Origin of the sequence: Algorimicrobium algoritergicola (genome assembly GCF_008086165.1) — a bacterium.
GTDB lineage: Bacteria > Bacteroidota > Bacteroidia > Flavobacteriales > Flavobacteriaceae > Algorimicrobium > Algorimicrobium algoritergicola.
The window spans coordinates 143343-169897 of sequence record NZ_VSKL01000005.1; the positions used below are offsets into that span (position 1 = coordinate 143343).

Here is a 26555-nt window from a genome sequence, read left to right on the forward strand (position 1 = left end):
ATTACGTATTTTTTCTGTAAACTTCATGATTTTTATCATGGAATAAGTTTAAAATTTTTCCGTTATTTACAGTTCGTAAAAAGCAATAAAATTTTAAACAAATATAATCCATGCCAACACAAACCAAAACCCTTACAAAACCAAAAACATATACGCAAGAAGAAGCTTTTGAAGCTTCTGTTAAATATTTCAAAGGAGATGATCTTGCTGCGCGTGTTTGGATTAATAAATATGCCCTAAAAGACTCTCAAGGCAATATTTATGAATTAACACCTAACGATATGCATAAGCGTATCGCTAAAGAAATTGCGCGAGTAGAAGTACGGTATCCAAATCCAATGTCTGAACAAGAGATTTTCGATTTAATAAAAGACTTTAAATATATCGTGCCTCAAGGAAGTCCAATGGCTGGAATTGGAAACCCATACCAAACGGGTTCCTTGTCTAATTGTTTTGTAATTGGTAATGATGGCGATTCAGATTCTTATGGAGGAATCATGAAAATAGATCAGGAACAAGTGCAATTAATGAAACGTCGTGGTGGTGTTGGTCACGATTTATCACATATACGTCCAAAGGGATCTCCAGTAAAAAATTCAGCCTTAACATCTACAGGTATTGTACCGTTTATGGAGCGTTATTCTAACTCCACACGTGAGGTTGCTCAAGATGGTCGTCGTGGTGCTTTAATGTTATCAGTTTCAATAAATCATCCGGATTCAGAGGATTTTATCGATGCCAAATTAGAGCAGGGTAAAGTAACTGGTGCTAACGTATCTGTTCGTATTGATGATGCGTTTATGAATGCTGTTAAGAATAATGGTGAGTACACGCAGACCTATCCTATATTTAGTAAAAATCCAAAAGTTTCTAAAACAATTGATGCCAACGGAATTTGGAAAAAAATTGTTCATAATGCATGGAAATCAGCTGAACCAGGAATTCTGTTTTGGGATACCATTATTAATGAATCGGTTCCAGATTGTTATGCCGATTTAGGGTATAAAACGGTGTCTACAAATCCATGTGGCGAAATTCCATTATGTCCTTATGATTCGTGCCGTTTGTTAGCTATCAACTTATTATCTTATGTGGATAATCCATTTTCTAAACAAGCATCTTTTAACTTCGAATTGTTTAAAAAACACGTGGTTGTTGCACAGCGAATAATGGATGACGTTATCGATTTAGAACTCGAAAAAATTGATGCTATTTTAGCGAAAATAGATGCAGATCCAGAACAAGCTGAAATTAAAGCAACAGAGCGTAATTTATGGGTTAACATTCAGAAAAAAGCAGAAGAAGGTAGAAGAACTGGTATTGGCATCACCGCAGAAGGTGATATGTTAGCAGCTTTAGGTATTCAATATGGTAGTGAAACTGGAAATGAATTTTCTGTTGAAGTTCATAAAACATTAGCCATTGAAACCTATCGTGCATCTGTTATGGCAGCGAAAGAACGTGGTGCTTTTGCTATTTTCGATTCAGAACGCGAAAAAAATAATCCGTTTATACTTAGATTAAAAGAAGCAGATGAAAAACTGTACTTTGATATGTTGGAGTATGGCCGTCGTAATATAGCGCTATTAACTATTGCTCCTACAGGAACAACCAGTTTAATGACGCAAACATCATCAGGTATTGAGCCAGTATTCATGCCAGTTTACAAACGTAGACGTAAGGTGAACCCGAATGATAAACATGTACGTATTGATTTCGTTGATGAGGTTGGCGATTCTTGGGAAGAATATGTGGTATTTCACCACAGATTTAAGCAATGGATGGAAGTAAATGGGATTGATTCTTCTAAAAATTTCACACAAGAAGAATTGGATGTACTTATTAAAAAATCACCTTACTATAAAGCAACTTCTAATGATGTGGATTGGTTAAGTAAAGTAACGATGCAAGGTGCTGTACAGAAATGGGTAGATCATTCTATTTCTGTAACCATCAACTTACCAAACGATGTAAGTGAAGAATTGGTAGGCGATTTATATCTAAAAGCATGGGAAGTAGGTTGTAAAGGTGTGACCGTTTATCGTGATGGATCTCGTTCTGGAGTCCTTATTTCAAATGATGAGAAAAAGGAAGAAAATCAAGCCGAAACCCTAACAAATTTCCCTGTAAAACGACCAGAAGTTTTAGAAGCTGATGTGGTACGTTTGCAAAATAAGAAGGAGAAATGGATTGCATTTATCGGTTTAATTGATGGGAAACCTTACGAGATTTTCACCGGTTTAGCTGATGATGAGGATGGAATTTTAATTCCGCGTTGGGTTGAAAGTGGTGTGATTATGAAAAGTAGAAATGAAGATGGCGCTTCCCGATATGATTTCCAATATGAAAATAAACGCGGTTATAAAACAACTATCGAAGGCTTATCTCATAAATTCGATCCGGAGTATTGGAACTATGCGAAATTAATTTCTAGTACATTACGTCATGGAATGCCAATTGATAATATTGTGGAATTAATTAACAGTTTACAATTAGATTCAGAATCTATCAATACGTGGAAAAACGGTGTTGGTCGTGCATTAAAACGTTATGTTGCCGATGGAACGAAAGCCAAAGGACATAGCTGTACAAACTGTGAATCGGAAAATTTAATTTACCAAGAAGGTTGCCTAACCTGTAAAGATTGTGGCTCTTCAAAATGTGGGTAAAACATAAAAGTTATTAAAAATAAAAAACGCTATTTCTAAAGAGATAGCGTTTTTTTTATAATTAGTATCTGTTGTTATTCTAAAGCCTAAATATGAGTTTCTGAAATAAATTCAGAATGGCGTTATATCGTGCTTTGGAAGCCTTTTTTGTTTTTTAAGTTACTCATTAAGGAACCACAGTCAGTTTGCGTGAATTTCATATTATTTCAAAAATGAAATTAGTATCGAGAACATCTTGCTGAAATTTCAAATCCGTAATTAACCATCTTACAATAACTCAAATTATTAATCTCAAATATCTTTATCTAGTTGCTTAGGATCTTGCCTTGTGTCAAATATTGTAACAATATTAATGCGTTCAGAATTATAACGATAATATAGGGTAGTCTGCTTTGTAATTACACATTTTTTTAATCCATTCCCTTTTTTAGATTCAGGGAATATTTCAGGTTGACTTTTAATAATTTCTATCGATGAATCTAATTTTTCCACAAACGTGCTCTTTACCTTCAAAGACCATTTTTCAATTAGATATTCAAAAAGTTTATCCAATTTCCTTTTGGCTGTTTTTGAAATAACAACTTGTCTGTTCAATTATCTGTGTTTTTGAATAAAAGATTCGTAGTCTATCACTTCTCCGTTTTCTATTTCAACAGAAGCTTTGTTAATCTCTTCTCGCTGATGCAGGGGTAAATCATCCCAAAAGTCAGATGATTTTTCTTTCTTGAAGATTTTTTTTATGGATTCAATCACTTTAGGGTTTTCAGTATCCAAAAGCATTTTAACCAATTCTATTTTTTCAGCCTGAATATTCATCACGTTTCATTTATAATCAAAAATAACAATTTAAGTTCGAAATTTTACTATTAGAGAGCGTTTTTAAATGCGCCTTGCGTATCTTGAAAATATAATAGGTGTGGATTTTAACTTAATCAACACTACACCTTAATCTCTTATTTTTTTTCTCTTTTCTCTATTATCACAACATATCCTGACTAATATATCTATAATCTTCTAACGTTTTTAAATCCGTTATTAATTTAGAATGGCCATCTTTTATCAAATATAAATTATCGCTGGTTTCAATAATATCACGATATAAATGATCGGTTATAATGATAATTTTTCGCTGTTTTTCTTCAGAGATAAGTTCTTTTATTTTTTCAATATACAAAGGTGCTACATGCGAAAATGGTTCGTCTAAAAGCACAATTTCGGTCGGGCTTTTTAATAGCATGTATGTTTCCACCACACGACGTTCGCCACCTGAAAGTTGATGGAATTTATAGTTTTTATAGATGGTAAAGGATTCAAAATGCGTAATGAATTCGTTCCAATTTACTTGAAATAATTTGAAAGCTGTTTTTAGTTTTAAGTTGTTGGGAGCAATTGGAAGTTGTGGCAGAAAATGAACGCGTTTGGTTCTGTACAAAGGTTTTAAAATGGGTTTACTATCCAATCGGATTAGCTTATATTTTGGTTTTAAGGTGCCAAAAATAATATTCAGAATACAACTTTTTCCGCAGCCATTGCTACCCAATATTCCGGTAACTTCACCCGTTTGGGCTTTTAGATAAATGCCATTAAGAATGCGTTTTTCTTTAAAATACAGTTCAACATTATCTAATTCTAAAATCATATAAAAACGCCAATCAACTTATAAAATAGGCTGGTTATAAAGATATCAATAATATAAATAATACCGAAAAGTTTAAAGGATGATATACCTAAATTCTTGTAAAAAAGGAGTTTACGTTTGGCTGTTGTTTCAGAAAGGAAATACCACAAAAATCCGGTTAAAAATAGTTTCGCTATGCAAATAACAGCATATTCAGAACCAAGAGAAATTAATAAAATAGTTGCCGCAAATGACCAAATTAGGTAAGGTTTGTAAAATAATAATATGGCTCCGAAACGTTGTATCATGACATAAAAACGGAAAAATAGATTAATTATTTTTAAAGTCATTCATAAAAAATATATCAATTCATAAATTATCGTATTTTTGGGGAACAATTCAAGGAACTAGATGTTAGACAAATTACAGATTATAAAGCAACGTTTTGATGAGGTGAGTGATTTAATCATTCAGCCAGATATTATGACAGATCAGAAACGCTATATTGCTTTAAATAAAGAATACAAGGATTTAAGATTGTTAATGGATAAGCGTGAAGTCTATTTGGAGCTTACCAATAACCTAAAAGAAGCTGAAGAAATATTGGATGATGGCAGCGATCCAGAAATGGTAGAAATGGCCAAAATGCAATATGAAGAAGCCAAAGAAGGGATTCCAAAATTGGAAGACGATATTAAATTCCTACTAATACCGAAGGATCCCCAGGATTCTAAAAATGCGGTTGTAGAACTACGTGCCGGAACTGGTGGTGATGAAGCGAGTATTTTTGCAGGCGATTTATTCCGTATGTATTCCAAATATTGCGAGAGTAAAGGTTGGAAAGTAGATACGGTAGATTATAGCGAAGGCACTAATGGTGGTTTTAAAGAAATTCAGTTTGAAGTTACTGGAGATGATGTGTATGGAACGCTAAAGTTTGAAGCAGGAGTTCACCGTGTTCAGCGTGTTCCACAAACAGAAACGCAAGGTCGTGTGCATACCAGTGCCGCAACCATGATGGTATTTCCGGAAGCTGAAGAATTTGATGTAGAAATTAATCCAAAAGATGTACGTGTTGATTTTTTCTGTTCATCAGGTCCAGGTGGTCAGTCGGTAAATACAACCTATTCGGCGGTACGTTTAACGCATATTCCCACGGGATTAGTAGCGCAATGTCAAGATCAGAAATCCCAACATAAAAACAAGGAAAAAGCTTTTAAAGTATTGCGTTCCCGTTTATATGATATGGAATTAGCCAAGAAGATGGAAGAAGATGCTGCCTTAAGAGGAACGATGGTAACATCTGGTGATAGAAGTGCGAAAATTAGAACGTACAATTATTCACAAGGACGTGTAACCGATCATAGAATTGGATTAACGCTTTACGATTTATCAAATATTGTAAATGGTGATATTCAAAGAATTATTGACGAATTAATGCTGGCTGATAACACCGAGAAGTTGAAGGCTAGTGATGATCATATTTAAATTTAAAGCCTCTATTTTGGAGGCTTTTTTTATGAAGTGCTAATTTAAACTGAACGAAAAATGCCATTTCCAATTGACGAAAAATATATAATTGAAACTGAATCTGAATTGAAAGTGAAATTTCCGACTGAATTTAAAAAACGATTGATGGAATTGAATGGTGGAGAATTAGTGTCGAAAAAATTGGAATTTGAACTTTTTCCTTTTTTTGATAAGTCGGACAATAAAAGAATAAGTCGAACATGTAATCATATTGGACTTGAAACCAAAAATGCACAGAAATGGAATGGCTTTCCAGAAAATGCAATAGCAATTGGTTCAGATGGCTTTGGTAATTTACTTGTATTAACCCACAACGGAAATGGAATTCTGACTGATGAACTTTATTTTTGGAATCATGAAATAGGTCAAATAAAAAAAATAGCAGAATCAATTAATAAGCTTGACATAAAGAAATCTAATTCTAATAATGGATATGATTTATTCTGGAATAAGATTAAATCAAGATTTAATTCATAAGTCAAAACACAATGTAATATAACTTAGACTGTTTTAGTTTAATACTAAAATAAAGAAGCAAAAAACCACAAAACAGTTTCCTCTTCTGGAGGATTAAGAAACCAGATGACTACACAACAACTAACTGAACAAATCCAAAAAAAACAATCCTTTTTATGTATTGGATTGGATGTAGATTTAAATAAAATTCCACCCCATTTACTGCAGGAGGAAGATCCTATTTTTGCGTTCAATAAAGCCATCATTGATGCTACACATCATGTGTGCGTAGCCTACAAACCCAACACAGCATTTTATGAAGCCTATGGTTTAAAAGGTTGGCAAGCACTTGAAAAAACAATTAATTACTTGAATGAAAAGCATCCGGATATTTTCACCATTGCTGATGCGAAGCGAGGTGATATTGGAAACACGAGTAGCATGTACGCCAAAGCTTTTTTCGAGGATTTAGCTTTTGATAGTGTTACCGTAGCGCCTTATATGGGAAAAGATTCGGTTGAACCGTTTTTAGCTTTCAAAAATAAACACACCATTTTATTAGCTTTAACGTCCAATCAAGGTGCTTTCGATTTTCAAACGAAACAGGTTGAAGGTAAAGAGTTGTACAAGCAGGTTTTAGAAACCTCAAAAACCTGGGAGAACTCTGAAAACCTCATGTATGTTGTTGGTGCTACAAAAGCAGAATATTTTGCAGAAATCCGGAAAATTATTCCAAACAGTTTTTTACTCGTTCCTGGTGTTGGCGCGCAAGGTGGTAATTTACAGGATGTTTGTAAATATGGTATGGCTGATAATGTGGGCTTGCTCATTAATTCGTCTCGAGGCATTATTTATGCCTCCAATCAAGCCGATTTTGCGGAAGCAGCAGCCCAAAAAGCGCAAGACATGCAACTAGAAATGGCAAGCATTTTAAAACATGCAGATTAAAGATCAACTTCAAAGACCTATCTATTTAAACAATACGCCAAAACGTATTGTGTGCCTCGTTCCGAGTATTACCGAATTAATTTGCGATTTAGGTTTGGAATCATCACTGGTTGGTGTTACCAAATTTTGCGTTCATCCACGTCATATCTTTACAAACGTTGCAGTTGTTGGTGGAACAAAGCAAGTGCATTATGATAAAATTCGAGATTTAAGTCCGGATATTATTCTGTGTAATAAAGAGGAAAACACGCTGGAAATGATTCGCGAGTTGGAAGCTATTGCAACAGTCCACATTAGCGATATTAATACGGTTGAAGATTGTTTGGAATTGATTGATATGTATGGTGTGGTTTTCAACTGTTCAAGAGAAGCCATAAGTCTTATCTCAAAAATAACAAGGGCTAAAACAGATTTTGAAGACTTTATAAAAACACAACCCAATAGGGAAGTGGCTTATTTTATTTGGAAAGATCCTTGGATGGTTGCCGCAAATGACACCTTTGTTAACTATATGCTTTCGCTAAATAATTTCAAAAACACCTTTCAAAAGGCGTCGCGTTATCCTGAAATTGCTATGGAAAAAGTATATCCAACTGTGGAGCTGGTATTATTATCCAGTGAGCCGTATCCGTTTAAAAATGAACATAAAACCGTCCTTCAACCACAATTTCCAAACGCCAAAATCCTTTTAGTAGATGGCGAAATGTTCTCGTGGTATGGTAGCCGATTGGTATTAGCTTTTGATTACTTTAAAACGTGGCATTGCACTGTTTTGACTTCAGAATAATCTGCTTTATTTTTCGAGCTTCAAAATATAACATATCGCTTAAACTGGCATTTGTCATACTTACATTGTAAGCTTCTTCAATAAAGTTTTTATATGTATTCTCAAGTTCCTTTAAACCTAATATTTGTTTTAAATCGACTTTTACTTTTCCTATTTTACAGAATTGTGCACTCATAATTACTTGTTTTAAAAAGATATACGAGTAAATAGTAAGTAATAGACGTTGGTAAAAGTTAAAGTTAATCTAAAATTAAGACGAAATCGTTCGTTGTGAAGTCTCTCTGTTTAAATACTTTAAACGATTTAATTTATTTAAAAGCTTAATGGCTTTAAATTCTGAAATATCGCTTTGCGCAGAATCTGTTTGCCTTAAATTATAGGCTTGTTCCACGAGTATTTTATAGCGTGATTGCAGTTTTATTTGGGACTGCTTGAGTTTTGAGAGATTTTCCATTTTTTTGCCATATTGAATATTAAATATATTTAAAATATTGATAGAGAGCAAATTAAAATTAGTAATTGTTAATAAAAAAAATCGATTTGTTTCCAAATCGATTTTAAGTTAAACAAATTCTAGTATTCAAAAAAAAGGAATAACGAATTTTGTTCTGTATAGATATTCTAATAATTAATCTTGTAAAGCAAACACTTTTCGTAAAATATCGGTGGTTCTAGAACTTAATTTAGTTCGGATATCTTTCTCTTCCACCGCAATCATTTTATAAACACCTTTTAGTGCTTCTTCCGTTACATAATCTGTTAAATCTGGATTCACATTAGATGTAAATGGAATACTATTATAACGATTAATTAAGTTTGACCAAATTTGATCGGCACCTACTTTTTTAAAGGAATTATTAATAATAGGTTGAAATTCAGCATACAATTCCGATTCTGTTCGGCCCGCTAAATAGCGTGTTGCTGCATCATCGTTTCCTAACAAAATAGATTTAGCATCATTAAACGTAATACCTTTTACAGCATTAATAAAAATAGGCGTTGCCGTTCCAACAGCATCTTCAGCTGCACGATTTAATACTTTTAAACCTTCGTCTGCTAAACTTCCTAAACCAATATCGCGCAAGGCTTTATCTACTTTTTGTAATTCTTCTGGAAGAAGGATTTTTACGAGTTCATTCCTATAAAAACCATCTTGTTTCATAAGAGTGCTCACTTGTTTATCTATTCCCTGATCCAATGCTTGACGTAAACCATTTGCAATATCAGTATTGGAGATGCCAGGTGTGTTTTCAGGTAAATTATCTACTACTTGTTGTAGTTCAGCACAAGCTGTTAGGTTTAAAATAAGGACGAGGGTGATTAAACGTTTTATCATGATTTGTTTTATTCTATTTGGACAAAGATAAATATTCAGAACTTATATCATTTCAAAAGTTTTATTAATTTGTTTCCATTTTAATGTCACATGCGTATTAAAAACCTGAAATTCAATGCTGTTTTTAATATTCTTATCTAAAAAAGCATGTTCAAAGGGCATCTCATGGCTCATCTTTAAATTAATACAGTAATATTCCTTAAATTTGCCATGCTTAAAAAAACAATTTGAATGAAAAATATTGCACCATATAATCCTAAATATAAAGTACGAATCGTAACAGCCGCATCGCTTTTTGATGGCCATGACGCATCCATAAATATTATGCGTCGTATTATCCAAGCTACAGGTGTTGAGGTGATTCATCTTGGACATGACCGAAGTGTTGAAGAGGTTGTAAATACTGCAATTCAAGAAGATGCGAATGCTATTTGTTTAACCAGCTATCAAGGTGGTCATAATGAGTATTTTAAATATATGTATGATTTGCTGACTGAAAAAGGCGCTAATCATATTAAAATCTTCGGTGGAGGAGGTGGTGTTATTTTGCCTTCAGAGATTAAGGAATTAATGGATTATGGTATTACCCGTATTTACTCGCCAGATGATGGTCGTGAAATGGGTTTGCAAGGTATGATTAATGATTTGGTTCAGCAATCTGATTTTGCCATAGGCGACAAATTAGATAATGAAGTTGATGAATTAGCAAGTAAAAACCCGAAGGCTATTGCTCGCGTTATTTCTTCGGCTGAAAACTTTCCAGACGTTGCTAAAGGTGCTTTGGATAAGATTCATGAGAAGAATAAAAACTCAAAAACACCTGTTCTAGGAATTACAGGAACAGGAGGTGCTGGTAAATCATCGTTAGTTGATGAATTAGTAAGACGGTTTTTAATTGATTTTCCTGAAAAAACGGTAGGTCTAGTTTCCGTAGATCCATCCAAGCGTAAAACAGGTGGTGCGCTTTTGGGTGATAGAATTCGTATGAATGCTATAAATAACTCGCGCGTTTATATGCGGAGTTTGGCTACACGTCAGTCTAATTTAGCATTGTCTAAATATGTGCATGAAGCCGTTCAGGTTTTAAAAGCAGCAGAATATGATTTAATTATTTTAGAAACATCGGGAATTGGACAATCGGATACCGAAATCATCGAACATTCAGATGTAGCCTTATATGTTATGACGCCGGAATTTGGTGCGGCAACCCAATTGGAAAAAATTGACATGCTTGATTTTGCCGATTTAGTAGCTATCAATAAATTCGATAAACGTGGATCATTAGATGCGCTTCGTGATGTAAAAAAACAATACATGCGTAACAATCATTTATGGGACACACCACAAGATGAGTTGCCAGTTTACGGAACAATTGCCTCACAATTTAACGATCCAGGCATGAATACGCTTTACAAAGCTATCATGGATAAGTTAGTTGAAAAAGCGAATTCTGAATTAAAATCGACGTTCCATATTTCGGATGAAATGAGCGAGAAGATTTTTGTTATTCCACCATCAAGAACGCGTTACTTATCAGAAATTGCTGAAAGTAATCGTGCCTATGATAAAACAGCCAATGAGCAAGTTGAAGTCGCACAAAGATTATACGGGATTTATAAAACATTAGAATCCGTAATTGGTAATACACCCGAATTAGATAAGGCAGGTATTGATTCCAAGTCTATAAGTTCGAGCACCGTCGAGAATAAAGATTTTGTTAAGCTTTTAGTTGGCGAATTCGACCGCGTTAAATTAAATTTAGATCCTTACAATTGGGAAGTACTTACAGGTTGGGATGACAAAGTAAACAAATATAAAAATCCAATATATTCCTTTAAAGTTCGCGATAAAGAAATTAAAATTGAAACACATACTGAGTCCTTATCACATACGCAAATCCCTAAAGTGGCTTTACCAAAGTATCAAGCTTGGGGCGATATTTTAAGATGGTGTTTACAAGAAAATGTACCTGGTGAATTTCCATATACATCTGGATTATATCCTTTTAAACGAACTGGTGAAGATCCAGCACGTATGTTTGCAGGTGAAGGTGGACCAGAACGTACCAACAGGCGTTTTCATTACGTAAGTGCGGGTTTACCGGCTAAACGTTTATCAACCGCTTTTGATAGTGTTACGCTTTACGGAAATGATCCGGATTTACGTCCAGATATTTATGGGAAAATTGGAAATGCAGGTGTGTCTATTTGCTGTTTAGACGATGCTAAGAAACTCTATTCTGGTTTCGATTTAGCCAATGTCATGACATCGGTTAGTATGACAATTAATGGTCCTGCACCTATGTTATTAGGATTCTTTATGAATGCAGCTATTGATCAGCAATGTGAAATGTATATTCAAGAAAACGGCCTTGAAAAAGAAGTTGAAGCTAAAATAGCTAAACTTTATAAAGGTAAAGTGCGTCCGCAATATCATGGCGATTTACCGGAAAGCAACAACGGTTTAGGCCTTATGTTATTAGGTGTAACAGGCGATCAAGTATTGCCAGCTGATGTGTATGCAGACATTAAAAAGAACACCATTGCGCAAGTTCGTGGAACGGTTCAAGCAGATATTTTAAAGGAAGATCAAGCACAAAATACCTGTATTTTCTCTACCGAATTCGCTTTGCGATTAATGGGAGATGTTCAGGAATACTTTATTGAGAATAATGTGCGTAATTTCTATTCGGTTTCTATTTCTGGATATCATATTGCAGAAGCAGGAGCCAATCCAATTACACAATTGGCATTAACCTTATCTAATGGATTCACTTATGTGGAATATTATTTAAGTCGTGGGATGGACATCAATAAATTTGGTCCAAACTTGTCGTTCTTTTTCTCCAATGGAATTGATCCTGAATATGCGGTAATTGGTCGTGTGGCCCGAAAAATATGGTCTAAAGCCATGAAAAATAAGTATGGTGCTAATGCTAGAGCGCAAATGCTGAAATATCATATCCAAACATCGGGACGTAGTTTGCACGCACAGGAAATCGATTTTAATGATATTAGAACAACGCTTCAAGCTTTATATGCTATTTATGATAACTGTAATTCGTTACACACCAATGCGTATGATGAAGCGATTACCACACCGACAGAAGAATCGGTACGTCGTGCTATGGCCATTCAGTTAATTATTAATAAAGAATTAGGATTAGCCAAGAATGAAAATCCAATTCAAGGTTCTTTTATTATTGAAGAATTAACCGATTTAGTAGAAGAAGCTGTCTTGTTAGAATTTGATAGAATTACGGAACGTGGTGGTGTTTTAGGTGCTATGGAAACCATGTACCAACGTAGTAAAATACAAGAAGAAAGTTTGTATTACGAAACATTGAAGCATAATGGTGAATTCCCAATTATTGGTGTGAATACCTTTTTAAGTTCTCAAGGTTCTCCAACAGTTCAACCTGCGGAAGTTATTCGTGCTACAGAAGCCGAAAAGCAAAATCAGATTACAACACTTAAAAATCTGCATGATGCCAATACTACGGCAGATTTATTAAAAGACCTTCAAAATAGAGCCATTCATAATGAGAATATTTTTGAAGCTTTAATGGATGTTTGTAAAGTGTGTAGTTTAGGTGAAATTACATCTGCTTTATTTGAAGTAGGCGGTCAGTATCGTCGTAATATGTAAGCTAATTATATATTTAATTATAAAAAAAGAGGATAACATTGGTTGTCCTCTTTTTTGTTGGTAAAACTAACATAGTGAGTTTATTCTATTATAAACTTGCTTCTATTATTGACTTTAGCTGTTGTTTTACATCTAGTCGTTTATTTTTTTTAGACTGCTTCTTACTTGATCAGCTGTAATGCTTCACGCTTGGTTTCGTCAGAGCGTTTTTTCTGATCCCAATACGGTTCGTTTATGCTTTTTTTCAATTGCGCTTCCGTTATTAAACCATCACCATTATTTTCTTTCCAACCGCGTATTTTATATGGAAATTGCTTTTCTACATCAATAGTTACTTTTCTATCATAATTCAGGTATTCAATGGCAAAGTGCGTTGTAGAATCTGTTTCTGTTTTACTAATTTCTGCTGTGGTAGCCTCGAGGTTTTTATTAGCAAATCGACTGTATATCGTTGAAAAAATCATGTTGGTTTCTCCCAAAGGAAGTTGCCCTTTATTGAGGCGAATTCGCGTCATCAGTTCCTCTTCTAAAAGCGCTATAGAAATAGCACTTTCAGTATCGCCATCTGTTTCAAAGTATGAGAATTCTTGGAAATGATAATTTGTGTCTTTTAGGTTTAGTTGGGTAAACGTGTGTCCGCACCATTCTTGAATGCTGGTATTTAGCTTTAACGTATTTGGGTGTTCTTGTGAATTTATGGGTGTAAATACGGAAGTGGCAATAGAATAATCGTAGATCCCTGTATTGAATTTTCTAAAACTATTTAGTTTCATAACTGATGCATTATCTGCACCAGCAGCCTGTGGATTGTCTAGTTTCACCTGTTTGCTAAATGAGAATGGTTCTGTTACAAATACGAGCACCACTTCACCGTCACGAATTTCACCATAACGGGATTGCTTTAAAGTATAACTGTTTAGTTCGGCTTTGCCTGTATACCAATATGCTTTAAACTCGTTGTCCACGGCTTCGGGGCTCCATTGTGTTTCTGCCGTTGTTGCCGTATTAGCGGCCTTCTTGTCCTGTTTACAGGCAAGCAACGAAAAGATAGCTAATATGCAGTATGTTTTTAATAGGTGTGTCATTTCTTGTAGGGTTTAATGTGGTGTTCTGTGTGGTGCTTATTCTGGTTTTTGTAGTCTTATTTCAGGACGGGTCAAACTTACATATAACGTTAATGTATAAGGAAAGTTGCGTGTTTGTATGCGAGGATTTTCCGAAGGAAAATCAGAAGCTAGCAAACGAGCAACTACCAAACGTTTAAACTAAAGTAGCAATTTTTTATACACGTCTTAAGTTAGCACACGTTTTTTATTTCACGTTCCAAAGGTCAGTCGCACGTTACAGTTGCGCTTTGCTTTGGTCAAATTAAAATTATTAATTATTAAAATCAAATATTATGTTTAAAATAAATCACAAAAACTTAATTACAATAAATAATTATTGTCGATTGTTTTTTGATTGGATTGGTTTTGTTTTTATGATTTCATTCATATTTTTTCCAGAATTTCTCCTAAAAACCATCCAAGTCCTATGCAAGCACCAATAAGCCACCGATATTGTTTTATAAGATTTACGAATTGTAATTCCTCTGTTAGGTTTCTGATTCGGTCATTTTGCTCTCTAATGGTATGTTGGTATTCAAAATTGTCTTTTTGTAAAACCTTAATTTCTAGGTCTAAATTATCTTTATCTAACATTTTTTGTTTTTCAGATTCAATCGATTCAAGGTGTTTAATCCAACCGCCAGATTTTTGTATGTCAAATCCTTTTTTGGTCAAACCGATGTATGTCCGACTGCGTTTTTCGATTAAACCTTCGCTTTCGGCAATTTTAAAAATCCGTGATAATTCCGCACTATTCTCAATTTCAAATTCTAGTCTAATGTCTAAAGGGTTTACACTTGAAAATTCACCAAATTTTAATAGGCTAATAATGAAATTAATAATTTTATCTTCGTTCGTATGCTCCATATTTGGTCAAATGTGTGGTAACGTTTAGTATATGAAAAGTAGGCGATTTCGAAGCACTATACTTTCGGTTAAGCACAAACTTTGATACAAGCCCAAAGTCTTAAATTTATTACTGTTTCGCCTATTTTTTATATACATTGTTGTAGGGCGTATTTATTTCAGTTCTAATATTTTCATTCTTCTATGTGCTATAACAATTAGGATTGACATTAGAATAATTGAAACAACCGAAGCGTTTAATGTTCCTAAATCTAATCCACCTTTGGCAATTGGTTTTGTTAGAAAATCTCCAAATGTTGCACCAAAAGGTCTTGTGAATATGAAAGCAATCCAAAAGAGTATGATATGATTTATTTTGGTGAAATTATGAAGTAGAAAAACAATGACAATTATTCCTGCTGTTACTAAAGCTCCATTTAAGTAACTTAAACCAACAATGTCGCTTAAATAATCTCCAAAAGCTGTCCCTAAACTATTGGAAAAAAGTACGGCAATCCAATAAAATATTTCTTTATTTTTATCGATAATTGGATTGACATTAAGAGTTTTAAATTTTTTATACCAAAGAAATAAGGTCAAAATTAACCCTGAAAACAAGACTAAACTGCCCAAAGTATACCCTAAATGTAAACTTCTATCCAGAAAATCCGAAATTTCTGTCCCTAATGTAGTTGTAGCAATAATTACTAACCAAAAGAAAATTGGAATATATTTTTTAGCTCCTAATTGTATTAATAAAACAATTAGAAAGAAAACCAAGGTAATTCCAATTCCAACAGCATAGCCGAGATTCAAAGTCATTGAAAGAAAGTCGCCCAAAGTTTCTCCCAATGTTGTGGCTACTATTTTCATAATCCAAAATAACAGGGTTATTTCAGCCACTTTATTTAGTTTTATTGTTGAATTACTCATATTTTGGATTCAATGTTTTTTAGTATTTCCATTTGTTTGGCTTGACTCTCAAATAACACTTTGATTTGTTCTTGTAAAAGCAAGTCTAATTTTTGATTTAGAGACCTAATTTCTAATTCAGCTTTTAAGTTAATTAAATAGTCATTTTCACTTCTCTTTCTGTCTTTTTCTTCTTTTCTATTTTGGCTCATCATTATCACAGGTGCTTGTAAGGCAGCAATACAGGATAAGATTAAATTCATAAGGATAAATGGGTATGGGTCAAATTCGTCTCCTTTTGGAGCAGTAACATTGAAAGTTATCCAAATTGCTAAAATGACAAAGAAAGAAATAATAAACGCCCAGCTTCCACCAAATCTCGCAACCTTATCTGATATTTTTTGTCCTTGATTTAATATTTCTTTAGGTGGATTTAGAAGATTTTGGATAATCAAAGATTCGTCTTCAATTGTTTTCCGAACTATTTCTTGAAGCTTCTTTATGTGGGCATTTTCTGCATCTAATAAATTTGTTATGTCTTTGTCCATTTTGTTTTTTTATATGCCCTACAACAAGCATATATAACCACCTGTTCAGTATTAACTACTAAAATAACATTCTAAAACCAGTAAACAAGCAGAATAATGGGTTAAATTCAATGAGCTATCTATAAAGCGGCGCGTAGTTGTGTTTAAAATTAAAATCATTTTTTGCATCTTTTTTGAGTTATTCCCGTCTATTAAATGAATTTAAAAATTAGATAGTATGAAAAATATAGAATGTACCTGTACCTGTAGTAGTTGCAAAGGTGGTAATTGTGCCGGATGTACTTGTGATAATTGTACCTGTAGTAACTGTAATTGTTAAGGTGTGCTAAAAAGCATGTGAAGCAGAACTAATTTAGTAAATTTATACTAAAATAGTTCTGCTTTTTAATACAGAAACAATGACCACACACGATATATGGAATGCCTATGCTCATGATATTAAATACTTTATTTTAAGTAAAGTAAAAGAGCCTGCCATTGCTGACGATTTGCTTCAAGAAACCTTTATAAAAGTGCATACCAAAAAAGATATGCTGAAAAATGATGAGAAGTTGAAATCTTGGTTATTTAGCATTGCACGCTTTACGGTTATGGATTATTTTAGAGCACAAAAAACCGTGAATAAATTACCTGACACTGAATTAGTTGAACCTGATTTTACGCCCGAGCATACAGAGTATGATTGCCTACGAGGTATTATAAAAAGTTTACCCAAAAAGTATAGAGATCCCTTATTTTTATCTGATATTAAAGGGATGAAGCAAGCGGATATAGCACAACAATTACAGTTAGCATTACCTACGGTAAAGTCGCAAATACAACGCGGCAGAAAGCTAATTACCCAAGGTTTTATGGATTGTTGCGATTTTACACGCAATGAATCGGGTTTTCTAGTAGGTGAAATAAAAGACAAAAAAGATTGTAAAATCTGCCATTAAAATAACTAGGCATAAACTAGTTTGTAAAATTCAACTTCTTATTTTGAGGTGCATAAGTTGTAATAGTATTGATTTAATTATATTTGACGTTTAAAACCAACGATATAATGAAAGAAAACTACTTTACCGTTTACCATAAATTAATAGGCGTGGTATGCTTTTTTATGGCTATTAGCTTTACCCAACGGATTCATGCGCAAGCCTTTGAAATTACACCATCTTATGGGTATCAATTTGGTGCTAAATTAAATTATGGTGGAAACTATATTAAATTTAATGATAGCGACCAATATGGTGTTACCGTAGGATTTGAAACTTTAAATGAATTAATGGTTGAAGTCAGTTATATTCATCATGGTTCAGAAGCCTTAATTAAGGATTTTTTTATTAGTCCTTTTGAAAGTCGTTTGGCAGATTTGTCAGCAGACTGGATATTGATTGGTGGTAATAGATATTTTGGTAATTCGGATAAAGTGAAACCCTTTTTTGGAGGAAATTTAGGTATGGTAATTTTATCATCTAGCAATGAAAATCCACTTTTAACCAACCGATCGTATAGCGAAACAAAATTTGCATTTAGCTTTAAAGGTGGTGTAAATATCATGTTTAATGAGATTGTAGGTTTAAATCTTCAAGCCAACCTTATGATGCCAGTAGAATATGGTGGATTTTATGTTTATGGAGGCTCTGGAGGAATTTCAACAGGTGCTGGTGCAAGTAGTACAATTGCGCTTTTTGGATTTAGTGGAGGTTTAGTATTCAGAATAGAATAAATATTTAAACGGTATAAGTTTAAAGCATTTAAAAAATGACCTCACAAGTTTATGATCTGTGAGGTTTTTTATTGTTATATACTTTACTTTGGAAAAATAAGAATCGGTATTAAAGTTGTAAGTTTGTGCCATTCAATTCAAATAATTAAAGTCCACTATGTCCTTTAAAAAATTCCATCCCATACTTAAAGAAGCTTTACAGGCTCAAAATATGGAAGCGCCATTACCATTTCAGAAAGCCATTTTACCAAAATTAAAAGGTGGTATGGATGTTTATGGAATAGCGCCAGCAGGTGCCGGAAAAACGACTGCTTTTATATTAGCGGCTGTTCATAAATTAAAAGCGGAAGCTTTTGAAGATTCGCCACGTGCTTTAGTTATGGTTAAAGATAAAGAAGCGGCTTTGCATTTAAAAGAGCAGTTTGAGCAGTTTACAAATGAAACCAATTTGCGTATTTATTGCGCCTATGATGAGTATGATTTGGAAAAGCAAAAGGAAGAAATTTATTTTGGAGTCGATATCATGATTGTTACACCAAAACGCTTAAATAAGTTATACTTTTTAAACGGAATTCATTTAGGACAATTGCAATTGTTTATCATGGAGGATGCCGAATTCTTAATGCGAAATAACTATCAGAATGATGTGTTGCGTGTGGCCGAAAGTTTAAAGAAATGCCAATATGTTATTATGGCCGAAAAGCTATCGCCTAAATTAAAAAGTCTTCAGGAAAATATGATGAGTAACGCGCACATTGTAACTGGATAAATACCTTATAATGTTAAGGTCCACGTGTGTTGTAACTGCTTGAATTTTTTCAATTCCGAACGCAATAACGGTAGGTAATCCTTGCCATTACTATTACATTTTTCTAAACGTTTAATGTTTTTATTTAGCAAATAGGTTAACCGTTTTACAGAGGCTATATGCTTGTATTTGTTTTCGGAATATCGCGCTTCTTCAGCTTTTGCTATTTCTGGTGCTAGTGAAACGGATTGCTGCACAATATCTCCTGAAAAATAAATAAATGCATTTTCGGAGCCATCGTCATGTAAGCCTGATAAATCTTGGCTTAAGTAGGTTGAAATGCTTCGCGAAAGCGTAATAATATCCATAGCCTTTTGATATAGAGGTGAATGGAATAAGCTTGAAGAGATGTGGGTAATCATAATGTACTAGCAATTTTATCAAAAATAGCGACAAGTTTTCACAACTTACTTTCGATATTAAAGTAAAATCGTATATTTGATTTAATAATCGACTTATTACTGTTAATTTACCTTAATATGAGTATTGATAGCTTAAATTGGAAAATATTAAAGTGTTTACAACAAAATGCACGGACTTCAAATGCCGAAATTGGTAGGCAAGTTGGTATTAGTTCGCCAGCCGTTTCCGAACGCATAAAAAAAATGGAAGATGCTGGAATTATTCAGCATTATCATACAACCGTTTCACCTTTTGAAGCGGGTTATCAGCTAAAAGCATTAATCACTATTCGTGCTTTTATGGGTATGTTAAAACCGTTTTTAGAGAAAGTAAAAACCTATGATGAGGTTATTAATTGCTACCGAATTACCGGAAATGAGAACATCGTCATGGAAGTGGTTCTGAAAAATCAGAAACATTTGGAGGCTTTTATAGACCAATTAATTGTTTACGGTGAAACAAAAACCCAGATTGTTTTATCCCACGTCGTCAAGCATAATGCTGTGAAACCATTGAAATAATTGATTAAATTTTTAACACCTGTAATAAGAATTTGCCTATTACGAAACCGGTTCATGTTTCTTTAAATACCGCATTAATAGCCATAACAAAGCAATACATAGTATGGATAAAAGTGTCATAACATACCACGTGTTTTCAAAGCCGACTGAATCTGCGAGTTGCATTCCTGCATTATGGCCAAAAATATGTGCAATGGAAAAAGCAATACTATAAAGTGCCATATATTCACCTTGTTTTCCCTTTTTAGCACGCTCCATAGCGAATGCATTTGAGAATGGAAATGTTATCATTTCTCCAACCGTCATAAATAACATACCAATTAGTAAAATACCAATCCAAGGCGTAACATTTAGTACTACAAAACTAATTCCTACCAAAATAGCACCAAAAACCATTAATGTTGTTTTGCTATAACCCGTATTTTCTAACCACTTAATAAGTGGCATTTCTAAAATAAAAATGAATGCACCATTTAAACCTAGAAGAATACCAATTTCTAATTCGGTTAAACCATGTACATCTTTATAGTAAAGCGGCATAGTTGAGAAGTATTGTAAAAATACAATACCAAACATGGTCATGGCAGCCAGAAAAATCCAAAAGGCTTTGTCTTTATAAGCTGATTGTGGATTATCATTAATGATGCTATCTTGCGTTTTTGCTTTTTTAGGATGCAGTACATTAACTAGTAAAATAGTCGCTAAAATACAGGTAATACCATCCACCCAAAAAAGTCCAGAATAACTCACAGTGGTTATAATTATACCTCCTACAGCTGGACCAGTTGAAAACCCCAGGTTTATAGCCAAACGAATAAGCGTCACAGAACGTGTTTTATTTTCAGGTTTACTATAAGCACTTAAGGCTACAAACATAGCAGGACGAAACATATCAGCCACCAACATAACCAAAAATATGCCCAAGCAAATACTAGCAAAGGTGTGTAAAAATTGTAATCCTATAAACAGGATTCCTGTGGCGAGTAAACTTCTTACCATTACTTTATAATAGCCAATTTTATCTGTTAGTTTACCACCAAGCCAGGAACCACAAACGGATCCTAATCCAAAGGCAGTCATAACCCATCCCACTTGTGCAAAGGATAAATTTAAATCTGTAGTCAGGTATAATGACAAAAAAGGAATAACCATGGTGCCAGCACGATTAATTAATGTAATTAATGCCAGCCACCAGATTTCTGGAGACAAACCTCGAAAGGTGTCTATGTAGCTGTTGTAAAGTTTTTTCATGTTAGTTGTTGGTGGTTATATAAACTAAAAAATCCGACGCAATGGTCGGACTTTCATATAATGGTTATGTTCATTTAAAATTATTCACATACATATAGCGTCCAACTCATCAATGATGAGATATGAGATTTTCTATACGTGGTGACTCTTTTTAGCATGATGGTATGTTAATTTGCTTACCAAAGCTAAACAAAATATGAATAAGTTGTACTTTTGAAGTCAAAAAAATAATTCTCATGAAAATAGTTTTTAGTTTTTTAGTGCTTTTCACAGTAATTAGTTGTGCTCAAAAAAAAGAACCATTATTAGGAGAAACAGATTGGCAGCGCCAACAAAATGCCGATTTTAAGGATGCCAGTAAATCGCCACTCAAAGCGAAGGATAGAAAAAATTTTAAAACACTGGATTTCTTTCCTGTAGATTCTTCAGCAATTGTGAAAGCTACATTAAAACGAACTCCAGATTCCGATTGGTTTTTAATGCAAACCACAACCGATCGTGTTTCTAATGAGCGCGTTTATGGAGTTGTAACATTTGAACTTCAGGGAAAAACTTTTGAATTATCCGTTTACCAAGGACAAGATTTAATGACCCAAGAAGGTTTTGAAAATTATTTGTTTTTGCCTTTTATAGACCATACTAATGGTGAAACAACTTATGGTGGTGGCCGTTATATAGATTTAAGAATTCCTGAAAACGATATGATGATTATCGATTTCAATAAAGCTTATAACCCTTATTGTGCCTATGACGAAAAGTATTCCTGTCCAATTGTACCACGAAATAATTATTTAGACATTGAGGTAAAAGCAGGTGTGAAGGATTTTAATAAAAAATAAAGCGCCTAACAAATTTGTCAAACGCCTTAATTGCCACTAATCTAAACTTAATTTTTAATAATCCGTTTGGATATACGTTCTGTTTCAGTGGTTATCTGGATCTATATCTACCAGGATGCCATTTCCAATACCAGGATCGGTATCAAAGAAATACGCAACACTGGCAATATCCGATTGTGCTAACGATACACCAATACAAAAGCAGCCTATTAAAAAGGTATATAAAGCTTTCATAATTTTAGGTGTTTTTAGTTAGTTTTATTAGCGCTTGCTTTTAAGTTCACATTTAAACTTGTACTAGCAGGAACCATATAATTGACATTTCAGTTAAATAAGGTAATTCTGTTGGATAACCTCGTAAGTCGAAATCGTAATATCCATTGTGAATTCCCACATCATTTCCATCTGTACCAGCATCATCTCCAACCGAACTGTTGCTTAAGTTATAATTGTTAGTTGCAGCCCAAAGTGGATTGTTAGCAGGAATACTTACAAAAAATGGATTTTGATTATTGCAATTCCCAGGACCATTTAAATCGGTAATAGTTTGTGTACCATAATGGTATGTTAAAGAGGTGTTATGAATAATTGGCGTACCGCCATTTTGATCAACAATTGCTTGGTTGTTAGCAGTAAATACCAAATATTATTTTGGCACACTAAATTATTAGGATTCAAAAATAGGGTCCATTGTTAAGTTCTGATGCATGACCCATACCTAAAATTGTGACGCCTTTATTAACTGTAATGTTTCCGTAAGACGTGCTGGAAGGGTGAATCATAATGATGTCGCCATTGGAAGCACCTGCAATTGCTGTGGCGTAACGCTTACGATTAGTAAGGCAATACCTGAAATAAATTTTTTCATGAAAATTAGGTTTTAAAGATTATAATTCAAAACCCCAAATTATATGCATGCTAGAACATACGCATAATGTCGTATATTTTATTTACTTTAAAACTTAATAAATTCTTGCTTATTTCAAATGAAAATATAGTGATAAGTTGTTTTTAAAGTTTCAGATTTAAATATGGTATTTTTTATTTTACAAGAAAAATCCCCAGGAATACAGCAAGAAAACCAAGAGCAAAACTAGCAATTGTATACGTAGCGAAACTCATAAAATCACCAGATTTTAAAAACACATGATTTTCATAAGCAAACGCGGAGAAGGTGGTAAAGCCACCACAAAAACCAGTAGCGAGTAACGCAATATGATTTTCGGACAACGAATTGTTTTTAGCTGCCATACCCAATATGATACCAATAAGTAGGCTTCCTATAATATTTGCTAGAAACGTGCCATAAGGAATTCCTGTTTCAGGATTGTTTAAAAATTTACCGACTAAAAAGCGCAATACACTTCCAAAACCACCTCCAATAAATACCAATAGGATTTGTTTCATATTTATTTCCCCTGAAAAGGGAATCTATTTAGTTAATAGCTATGTAAATTTCAGTAATCCAATTGCCTGGATTTGGTTTATTATTAGGCTCTGTTAAATAAACCTCCAACATAGGTCCTGCTTCTGAAGTCTCCATGTTATATTGCCCAATATAACTCCTTGTGGCGTCTCGAGCTTCTTTTAAGTTGGTGTAATTTCCTTTTAAAGTAGTTTTAACCGCTTTAAATGGCTCCAATTGTCCCGTTAAAATATCACTCTGTGTTGTTATCACCTGCGTGGTTGTTGGAATACAAACGGAGAACATAACGGCATTATTAGGCTCATCCCAAGTATGATAATATATAAATGGAGCGCCTGCCATGGCAATGTTATTTTTTATGGTGTAACTTTTTACACTTGGCATAACCTTACTTATTGTTGTTTGTATGTCTGAAATTTTACTAGATGTTGATTTGTAAATATAAAAACCACCACCATGTTGCGCAATCCCATCAACCTTAACACTGTAAACGTCCATGGCAGCAATGACCATGTTATTCAGTTTATCCAAACCACGTTCTAAATTAGAACTCATCATTTTTTCGTGCCCACCATTTATTAGGGCATATCCTTTTTCGTAAAATGATAAATTATCAGAATACAGAGTCCAGGATACTTCAGTTTCCTTGGCTGTAATTTGCTTGAATTCCCAATTTACTTGAATTGGCGCAGATTCATTTAAAAACAATTCCTGATTGATAGTTTGAAACGGAATAGCTTCAACGGTTTTTATATGTCCCTTTTCATCACTGTTTTCCCAACTATACGTGCTGCCAATTGCCGCAGTAGTGTCCGATAGAACCGTTTTTGTTTCGGGATCATTTTCAACCCAAGGAGACAGGGCGTCCCAATTTTTATAATCGATTACATGGTTATATATAACTTGTGATGGAGCCGCAATTGTTCGTGTTCGCGTCACATTAAAATCATTAGGTTGTACAGCTACATATATAGACATACCAATAATTAGAATGAGTATAAAGAACAGGATGTATTGAATTGTTTTCATGAATGATTGGGTTATAAATCAAAGATAAACAATTTTATGAGTTAATAATTAATGTTACATTTGTGAATACTAAAAACACTTAAACAAATGAAATTAAAACTAATATTAGGGATGGCATTAATGGCTCCTTTTTTCTACGCTTGTAATAATGACAAGTCGGAACCAAAAGCCGAAATGGTTGAAACTGAAACTAAAGTGGAAACTGATTTCGATTTTAATGTAGAACAATTTGCAGACATTAAAATCCTACGTTATCAAATTCCAGGTTGGGAAAATTTAACGCTTAAAGAACAAAAACTGGTTTACTATTTAGGGCAAGCTGGTTTAGCTGGTCGTGATATTTCTTGGGATCAGAATTACAGACACAATTTAACCATTAGAAAAGCTTTTGAAAATGTGTACACCACATATTCAGGTGATAAATCATCAGCAGATTGGGAAGCTTTCGAAACGTACTTAAAGCGTGTTTGGTTTAGTAATGGTATTCACCATCATTATTCCAATGATAAAATGAAACCAGAATTTTCAAAAGACTATTTAGTTGGTTTATTAAAAGAAACGAATACAACTTTAGAAGGCGAAGCTTTAGAGGTTTTATTTAATGATAAAGATTCTAAAAAAGTAAATCAGGCTAAAGATGTGGATAATGTATTATTATCAGCTGTTAATTTCTATGGTCCGAATGTGACTATGGCCGAAGTAGAAGCGTTTTATAAAACGAAAAAATCTCCTGATGCTAAAAAGCCACTATCTTTTGGATTAAATTCTAAATTGGTAAAAGAAAATGGAAAAATTGTTGAACAGGTATATAAGTCAGGTGGCTTATATGGTGCAGCTATTGATAACATTATTCCTTGGTTAGAAAAAGCACAAGGTGTTGCTGAAAACAAAGCGCAAGGTGATGCTATTGCCTTATTAATTACATACTACCAAACAGGTGACTTGCAAACTTGGGATGACTACAATGTAGCATGGACAGCAGCAACCGAAGGTAATATTGATTATATAAACAGTTTTATTGAAGTATATAATGATCCATTAGGCTACACAGGAAGTTACGAAACCATTGTGCAAATTAAGGATTTTGATATGTCTGAAAAAATGTCTGTTTTATCAGAAAACGCGCAATGGTTTGAAGATAATTCACCACTAATGGAAGACCATAAAAAGAAAAACGTTGTAGGTGTTTCTTACAAGGTAGTAAATGTTGCTGCTGAAGCTGGTGACGCGTCTCCAAGCACACCAATTGGTGTTAATTTACCAAATGCTAACTGGATTCGTGCAGCAGTAGGAAGTAAATCGGTTTCTTTAGGAAATATAATCCATGCTTATAATAATGCAGGAAGTACAGGTCGTTTAAAAGAGTTTGCAAACGATGAAGAAGAAATTGAGTTAGAAGAAAAATATGGTCAAACTGCTGATAAATTGCACACAGCATTGCATGAAGTTATTGGTCATGCTTCTGGACAATTAAATCCAGGTGTTGGTGAAACGAAAGAAACGCTTAAAACCTATGCGTCTACTTTAGAAGAAGGTCGTGCAGATTTAGTAGGTCTTTACTATTTATACAATCCAAAACTTCAAGAATTAGGTTTAGTGGACGATTGGAAATCTATAGGAAAAGCAGCTTATGATGGTTATATTAGAAACGGTTTAATGACACAATTAATTCGTTTAAATATAGGTGATGAGGTTGAAGAAGCGCACATGCGTAACAGACAGTGGGTGAGTGCTTGGGTTTTTGAAAAAGGACAAGAAGCAAATGTTATTGAAAAAGTAACACGCGACGGTAAAACCTATTTCAATATTACCGATTATGATAAATTGCATGATTTATTCGGACAATTATTACGTGAAACACAACGTATTAAATCTGAAGGTGATTTTGCAGCTGTTCAAGCTTTGGTTGAAGATTATGGTGTAAAAGTAGATCAAGAAATTCACGCTGAAGTTTTAAAGCGAAACGCACAATTTGAATCTGCTCCATATAGTGGATTTGTAAATCCCATGTTGGTTCCAGAAATGGATGATAATGGCGAAATCACTAAAATTAATGTGGTTCAACCAGAATCGTTTCCAAAGCAAATGTTAGACTATAGTGGGAAATATAATTTCTTGCCAGCCGTTAATTAAATATAAACTTATAATATTGAAAAAGCCTCAA

28 protein-coding genes are annotated in these 26555 nt (G+C 33.8%); 12 read left to right on the forward strand and 16 right to left on the reverse strand.

Going from position 1 to position 26555, the window contains the following annotated elements:
* Positions 1-110 precede the first annotated feature (110 nt).
* A complete protein-coding gene (locus tag ES675_RS12595) occupies positions 111-2669 on the forward strand; it encodes an adenosylcobalamin-dependent ribonucleoside-diphosphate reductase (protein ID WP_066253140.1) in 2559 nt (852 codons plus the stop codon).
* A 291-nt stretch (positions 2670-2960) separates the two neighbouring features.
* Here the strand turns inward: ES675_RS12595 and ES675_RS12600 are convergent, their stop codons facing one another.
* The 3 genes from ES675_RS12600 to ES675_RS12610 all read right to left on the reverse strand — a co-directional run bounded on the left by ES675_RS12600 (position 2961) and on the right by ES675_RS12610 (position 4308).
* On the reverse strand, positions 2961-3263 hold the full coding sequence (locus ES675_RS12600) for a type II toxin-antitoxin system RelE/ParE family toxin (RefSeq protein ID WP_066253144.1): 303 nt from the start codon (positions 3261-3263) through the stop codon (positions 2961-2963).
* Positions 3264-3485: a hypothetical protein gene (locus ES675_RS12605; RefSeq protein ID WP_066253147.1), complete on the reverse strand. Its 222-nt coding sequence runs from the start codon at positions 3483-3485 to the stop codon at positions 3264-3266. It lies immediately after the preceding gene.
* A 163-nt stretch (positions 3486-3648) separates the two neighbouring features.
* Positions 3649-4308, reverse strand: a complete 660-nt coding sequence (locus ES675_RS12610; RefSeq protein WP_066253151.1) for an ATP-binding cassette domain-containing protein — start codon at positions 4306-4308, stop codon at positions 3649-3651.
* A 390-nt stretch (positions 4309-4698) separates the two neighbouring features.
* On the opposite strand from ES675_RS12610, the gene prfA reads away from it, so the two are divergent.
* The 4 genes from prfA to ES675_RS12630 all read left to right on the forward strand — a co-directional run bounded on the left by prfA (position 4699) and on the right by ES675_RS12630 (position 8008).
* Positions 4699-5775 carry a peptide chain release factor 1 gene (prfA, locus tag ES675_RS12615; RefSeq protein WP_066253158.1) on the forward strand — a complete coding sequence of 359 codons (1077 nt, stop codon included), beginning with the start codon at positions 4699-4701 and terminating at the stop codon, positions 5773-5775.
* 60 nt (positions 5776-5835) lie between these two features.
* Positions 5836-6294, forward strand: coding sequence for an SMI1/KNR4 family protein (locus tag ES675_RS12620; RefSeq protein ID WP_066253162.1), 459 nt, complete (start codon positions 5836-5838; stop codon positions 6292-6294).
* Positions 6295-6399: 105 nt separating this feature from the next.
* A complete protein-coding gene (pyrF, locus tag ES675_RS12625) occupies positions 6400-7221 on the forward strand; it encodes an orotidine-5'-phosphate decarboxylase (RefSeq protein ID WP_066253165.1) in 822 nt (273 codons plus the stop codon).
* Complete coding sequence (locus ES675_RS12630; RefSeq protein ID WP_066253167.1) at positions 7211-8008, forward strand: ABC transporter substrate-binding protein; 798 nt, start codon at positions 7211-7213, stop codon at positions 8006-8008. Before pyrF ends, ES675_RS12630 begins: the two co-directional genes overlap by 11 nt.
* On the opposite strand, the gene ES675_RS12635 is transcribed toward ES675_RS12630, so the two are convergent.
* The 3 genes from ES675_RS12635 to ES675_RS12645 form a co-directional block, all read right to left on the reverse strand.
* Entirely contained in the window at positions 7971-8183 is a 213-nt protein-coding gene (locus ES675_RS12635) for a Lacal_2735 family protein (protein WP_148367483.1), read from the reverse strand. The genes ES675_RS12630 and ES675_RS12635 overlap by 38 nt on opposite strands.
* A 75-nt stretch (positions 8184-8258) precedes the next feature.
* Positions 8259-8462 (reverse strand): Lacal_2735 family protein, encoded by a 204-nt coding sequence (locus ES675_RS12640; RefSeq protein WP_066253249.1) that lies wholly within the window; start codon positions 8460-8462, stop codon positions 8259-8261.
* Between the two features lie 174 nt (positions 8463-8636).
* Entirely contained in the window at positions 8637-9344 is a 708-nt protein-coding gene (locus ES675_RS12645) for a DUF4197 domain-containing protein (RefSeq protein ID WP_066253170.1), read from the reverse strand.
* 231 nt (positions 9345-9575) lie between these two features.
* Here ES675_RS12645 and ES675_RS12650 point away from each other — a divergent pair, with 231 nt between their 5' ends.
* Positions 9576-12992, forward strand: a complete 3417-nt coding sequence (locus tag ES675_RS12650; RefSeq protein WP_066253172.1) for a methylmalonyl-CoA mutase family protein — start codon at positions 9576-9578, stop codon at positions 12990-12992.
* A 161-nt stretch (positions 12993-13153) separates the two neighbouring features.
* Here the strand turns inward: ES675_RS12650 and ES675_RS12655 are convergent, their stop codons facing one another.
* The 4 genes from ES675_RS12655 to ES675_RS12670 form a co-directional block, all read right to left on the reverse strand.
* Positions 13154-14077, reverse strand: coding sequence for a hypothetical protein (locus ES675_RS12655; protein WP_066253175.1), 924 nt, complete (start codon positions 14075-14077; stop codon positions 13154-13156).
* Positions 14078-14482: 405 nt separating this feature from the next.
* Complete coding sequence (locus ES675_RS12660) at positions 14483-14965, reverse strand: hypothetical protein (RefSeq protein WP_066253177.1); 483 nt, start codon at positions 14963-14965, stop codon at positions 14483-14485.
* Positions 14966-15118: 153 nt separating this feature from the next.
* Positions 15119-15877 (reverse strand): COG4705 family protein, encoded by a 759-nt coding sequence (locus ES675_RS12665; RefSeq protein ID WP_066253180.1) that lies wholly within the window; start codon positions 15875-15877, stop codon positions 15119-15121.
* Positions 15874-16404: a DUF1003 domain-containing protein gene (locus ES675_RS12670; protein WP_066253182.1), complete on the reverse strand. Its 531-nt coding sequence runs from the start codon at positions 16402-16404 to the stop codon at positions 15874-15876. Before ES675_RS12670 ends, ES675_RS12665 begins: the two co-directional genes overlap by 4 nt.
* Positions 16405-16802: 398 nt before the next feature.
* Between ES675_RS12670 and ES675_RS12675 the strand changes: the two genes are divergently transcribed.
* The 3 genes from ES675_RS12675 to ES675_RS12685 all read left to right on the forward strand — a co-directional run bounded on the left by ES675_RS12675 (position 16803) and on the right by ES675_RS12685 (position 18884).
* Positions 16803-17342, forward strand: coding sequence for a sigma-70 family RNA polymerase sigma factor (locus ES675_RS12675; protein WP_066253185.1), 540 nt, complete (start codon positions 16803-16805; stop codon positions 17340-17342).
* Positions 17343-17449: 107 nt separating this feature from the next.
* Positions 17450-18115, forward strand: a complete 666-nt coding sequence (locus tag ES675_RS12680) for an outer membrane beta-barrel protein (protein WP_066253189.1) — start codon at positions 17450-17452, stop codon at positions 18113-18115.
* Positions 18116-18272: 157 nt separating this feature from the next.
* Complete coding sequence (locus ES675_RS12685; protein WP_066253192.1) at positions 18273-18884, forward strand: DEAD/DEAH box helicase; 612 nt, start codon at positions 18273-18275, stop codon at positions 18882-18884.
* Between the two features lie 5 nt (positions 18885-18889).
* Here the strand turns inward: ES675_RS12685 and ES675_RS12690 are convergent, their stop codons facing one another.
* Positions 18890-19285 (reverse strand): hypothetical protein, encoded by a 396-nt coding sequence (locus tag ES675_RS12690; protein WP_066253197.1) that lies wholly within the window; start codon positions 19283-19285, stop codon positions 18890-18892.
* 117 nt (positions 19286-19402) lie between these two features.
* On the opposite strand from ES675_RS12690, the gene ES675_RS12695 reads away from it, so the two are divergent.
* The gene (locus tag ES675_RS12695) at positions 19403-19846 is read left to right on the forward strand and encodes an Lrp/AsnC family transcriptional regulator (RefSeq protein ID WP_066253200.1); all 444 of its coding nucleotides are present in this window, start codon (positions 19403-19405) and stop codon (positions 19844-19846) included.
* Between the two features lie 39 nt (positions 19847-19885).
* Here the strand turns inward: ES675_RS12695 and ES675_RS12700 are convergent, their stop codons facing one another.
* Positions 19886-21097 carry an MDR family MFS transporter gene (locus ES675_RS12700; RefSeq protein ID WP_066253203.1) on the reverse strand — a complete coding sequence of 404 codons (1212 nt, stop codon included), beginning with the start codon at positions 21095-21097 and terminating at the stop codon, positions 19886-19888.
* 236 nt (positions 21098-21333) lie between these two features.
* Between ES675_RS12700 and ES675_RS12705 the strand changes: the two genes are divergently transcribed.
* On the forward strand, positions 21334-21936 hold the full coding sequence (locus ES675_RS12705; RefSeq protein ID WP_066253206.1) for a DUF1684 domain-containing protein: 603 nt from the start codon (positions 21334-21336) through the stop codon (positions 21934-21936).
* A gap of 84 nt (positions 21937-22020) precedes the next feature.
* On the opposite strand, the gene ES675_RS16455 is transcribed toward ES675_RS12705, so the two are convergent.
* From ES675_RS16455 to ES675_RS12720, 4 genes are all read right to left on the reverse strand, one after another.
* The gene (locus ES675_RS16455; RefSeq protein ID WP_157448683.1) at positions 22021-22170 is read right to left on the reverse strand and encodes a hypothetical protein; all 150 of its coding nucleotides are present in this window, start codon (positions 22168-22170) and stop codon (positions 22021-22023) included.
* 52 nt (positions 22171-22222) lie between these two features.
* On the reverse strand, positions 22223-22579 hold the full coding sequence (locus ES675_RS12710; protein WP_066253210.1) for a hypothetical protein: 357 nt from the start codon (positions 22577-22579) through the stop codon (positions 22223-22225).
* 398 nt (positions 22580-22977) lie between these two features.
* The gene (gene crcB / locus ES675_RS12715; protein WP_066253212.1) at positions 22978-23343 is read right to left on the reverse strand and encodes a fluoride efflux transporter CrcB; all 366 of its coding nucleotides are present in this window, start codon (positions 23341-23343) and stop codon (positions 22978-22980) included.
* Positions 23344-23371: 28 nt separating this feature from the next.
* Complete coding sequence (locus tag ES675_RS12720) at positions 23372-24391, reverse strand: SRPBCC family protein (RefSeq protein WP_066253217.1); 1020 nt, start codon at positions 24389-24391, stop codon at positions 23372-23374.
* Positions 24392-24478: 87 nt separating this feature from the next.
* Between ES675_RS12720 and ES675_RS12725 the strand changes: the two genes are divergently transcribed.
* A complete protein-coding gene (locus tag ES675_RS12725; RefSeq protein WP_066253221.1) occupies positions 24479-26524 on the forward strand; it encodes a dipeptidyl-peptidase 3 family protein in 2046 nt (681 codons plus the stop codon).
* The last annotated feature ends 31 nt before the right edge of the window (positions 26525-26555 follow it).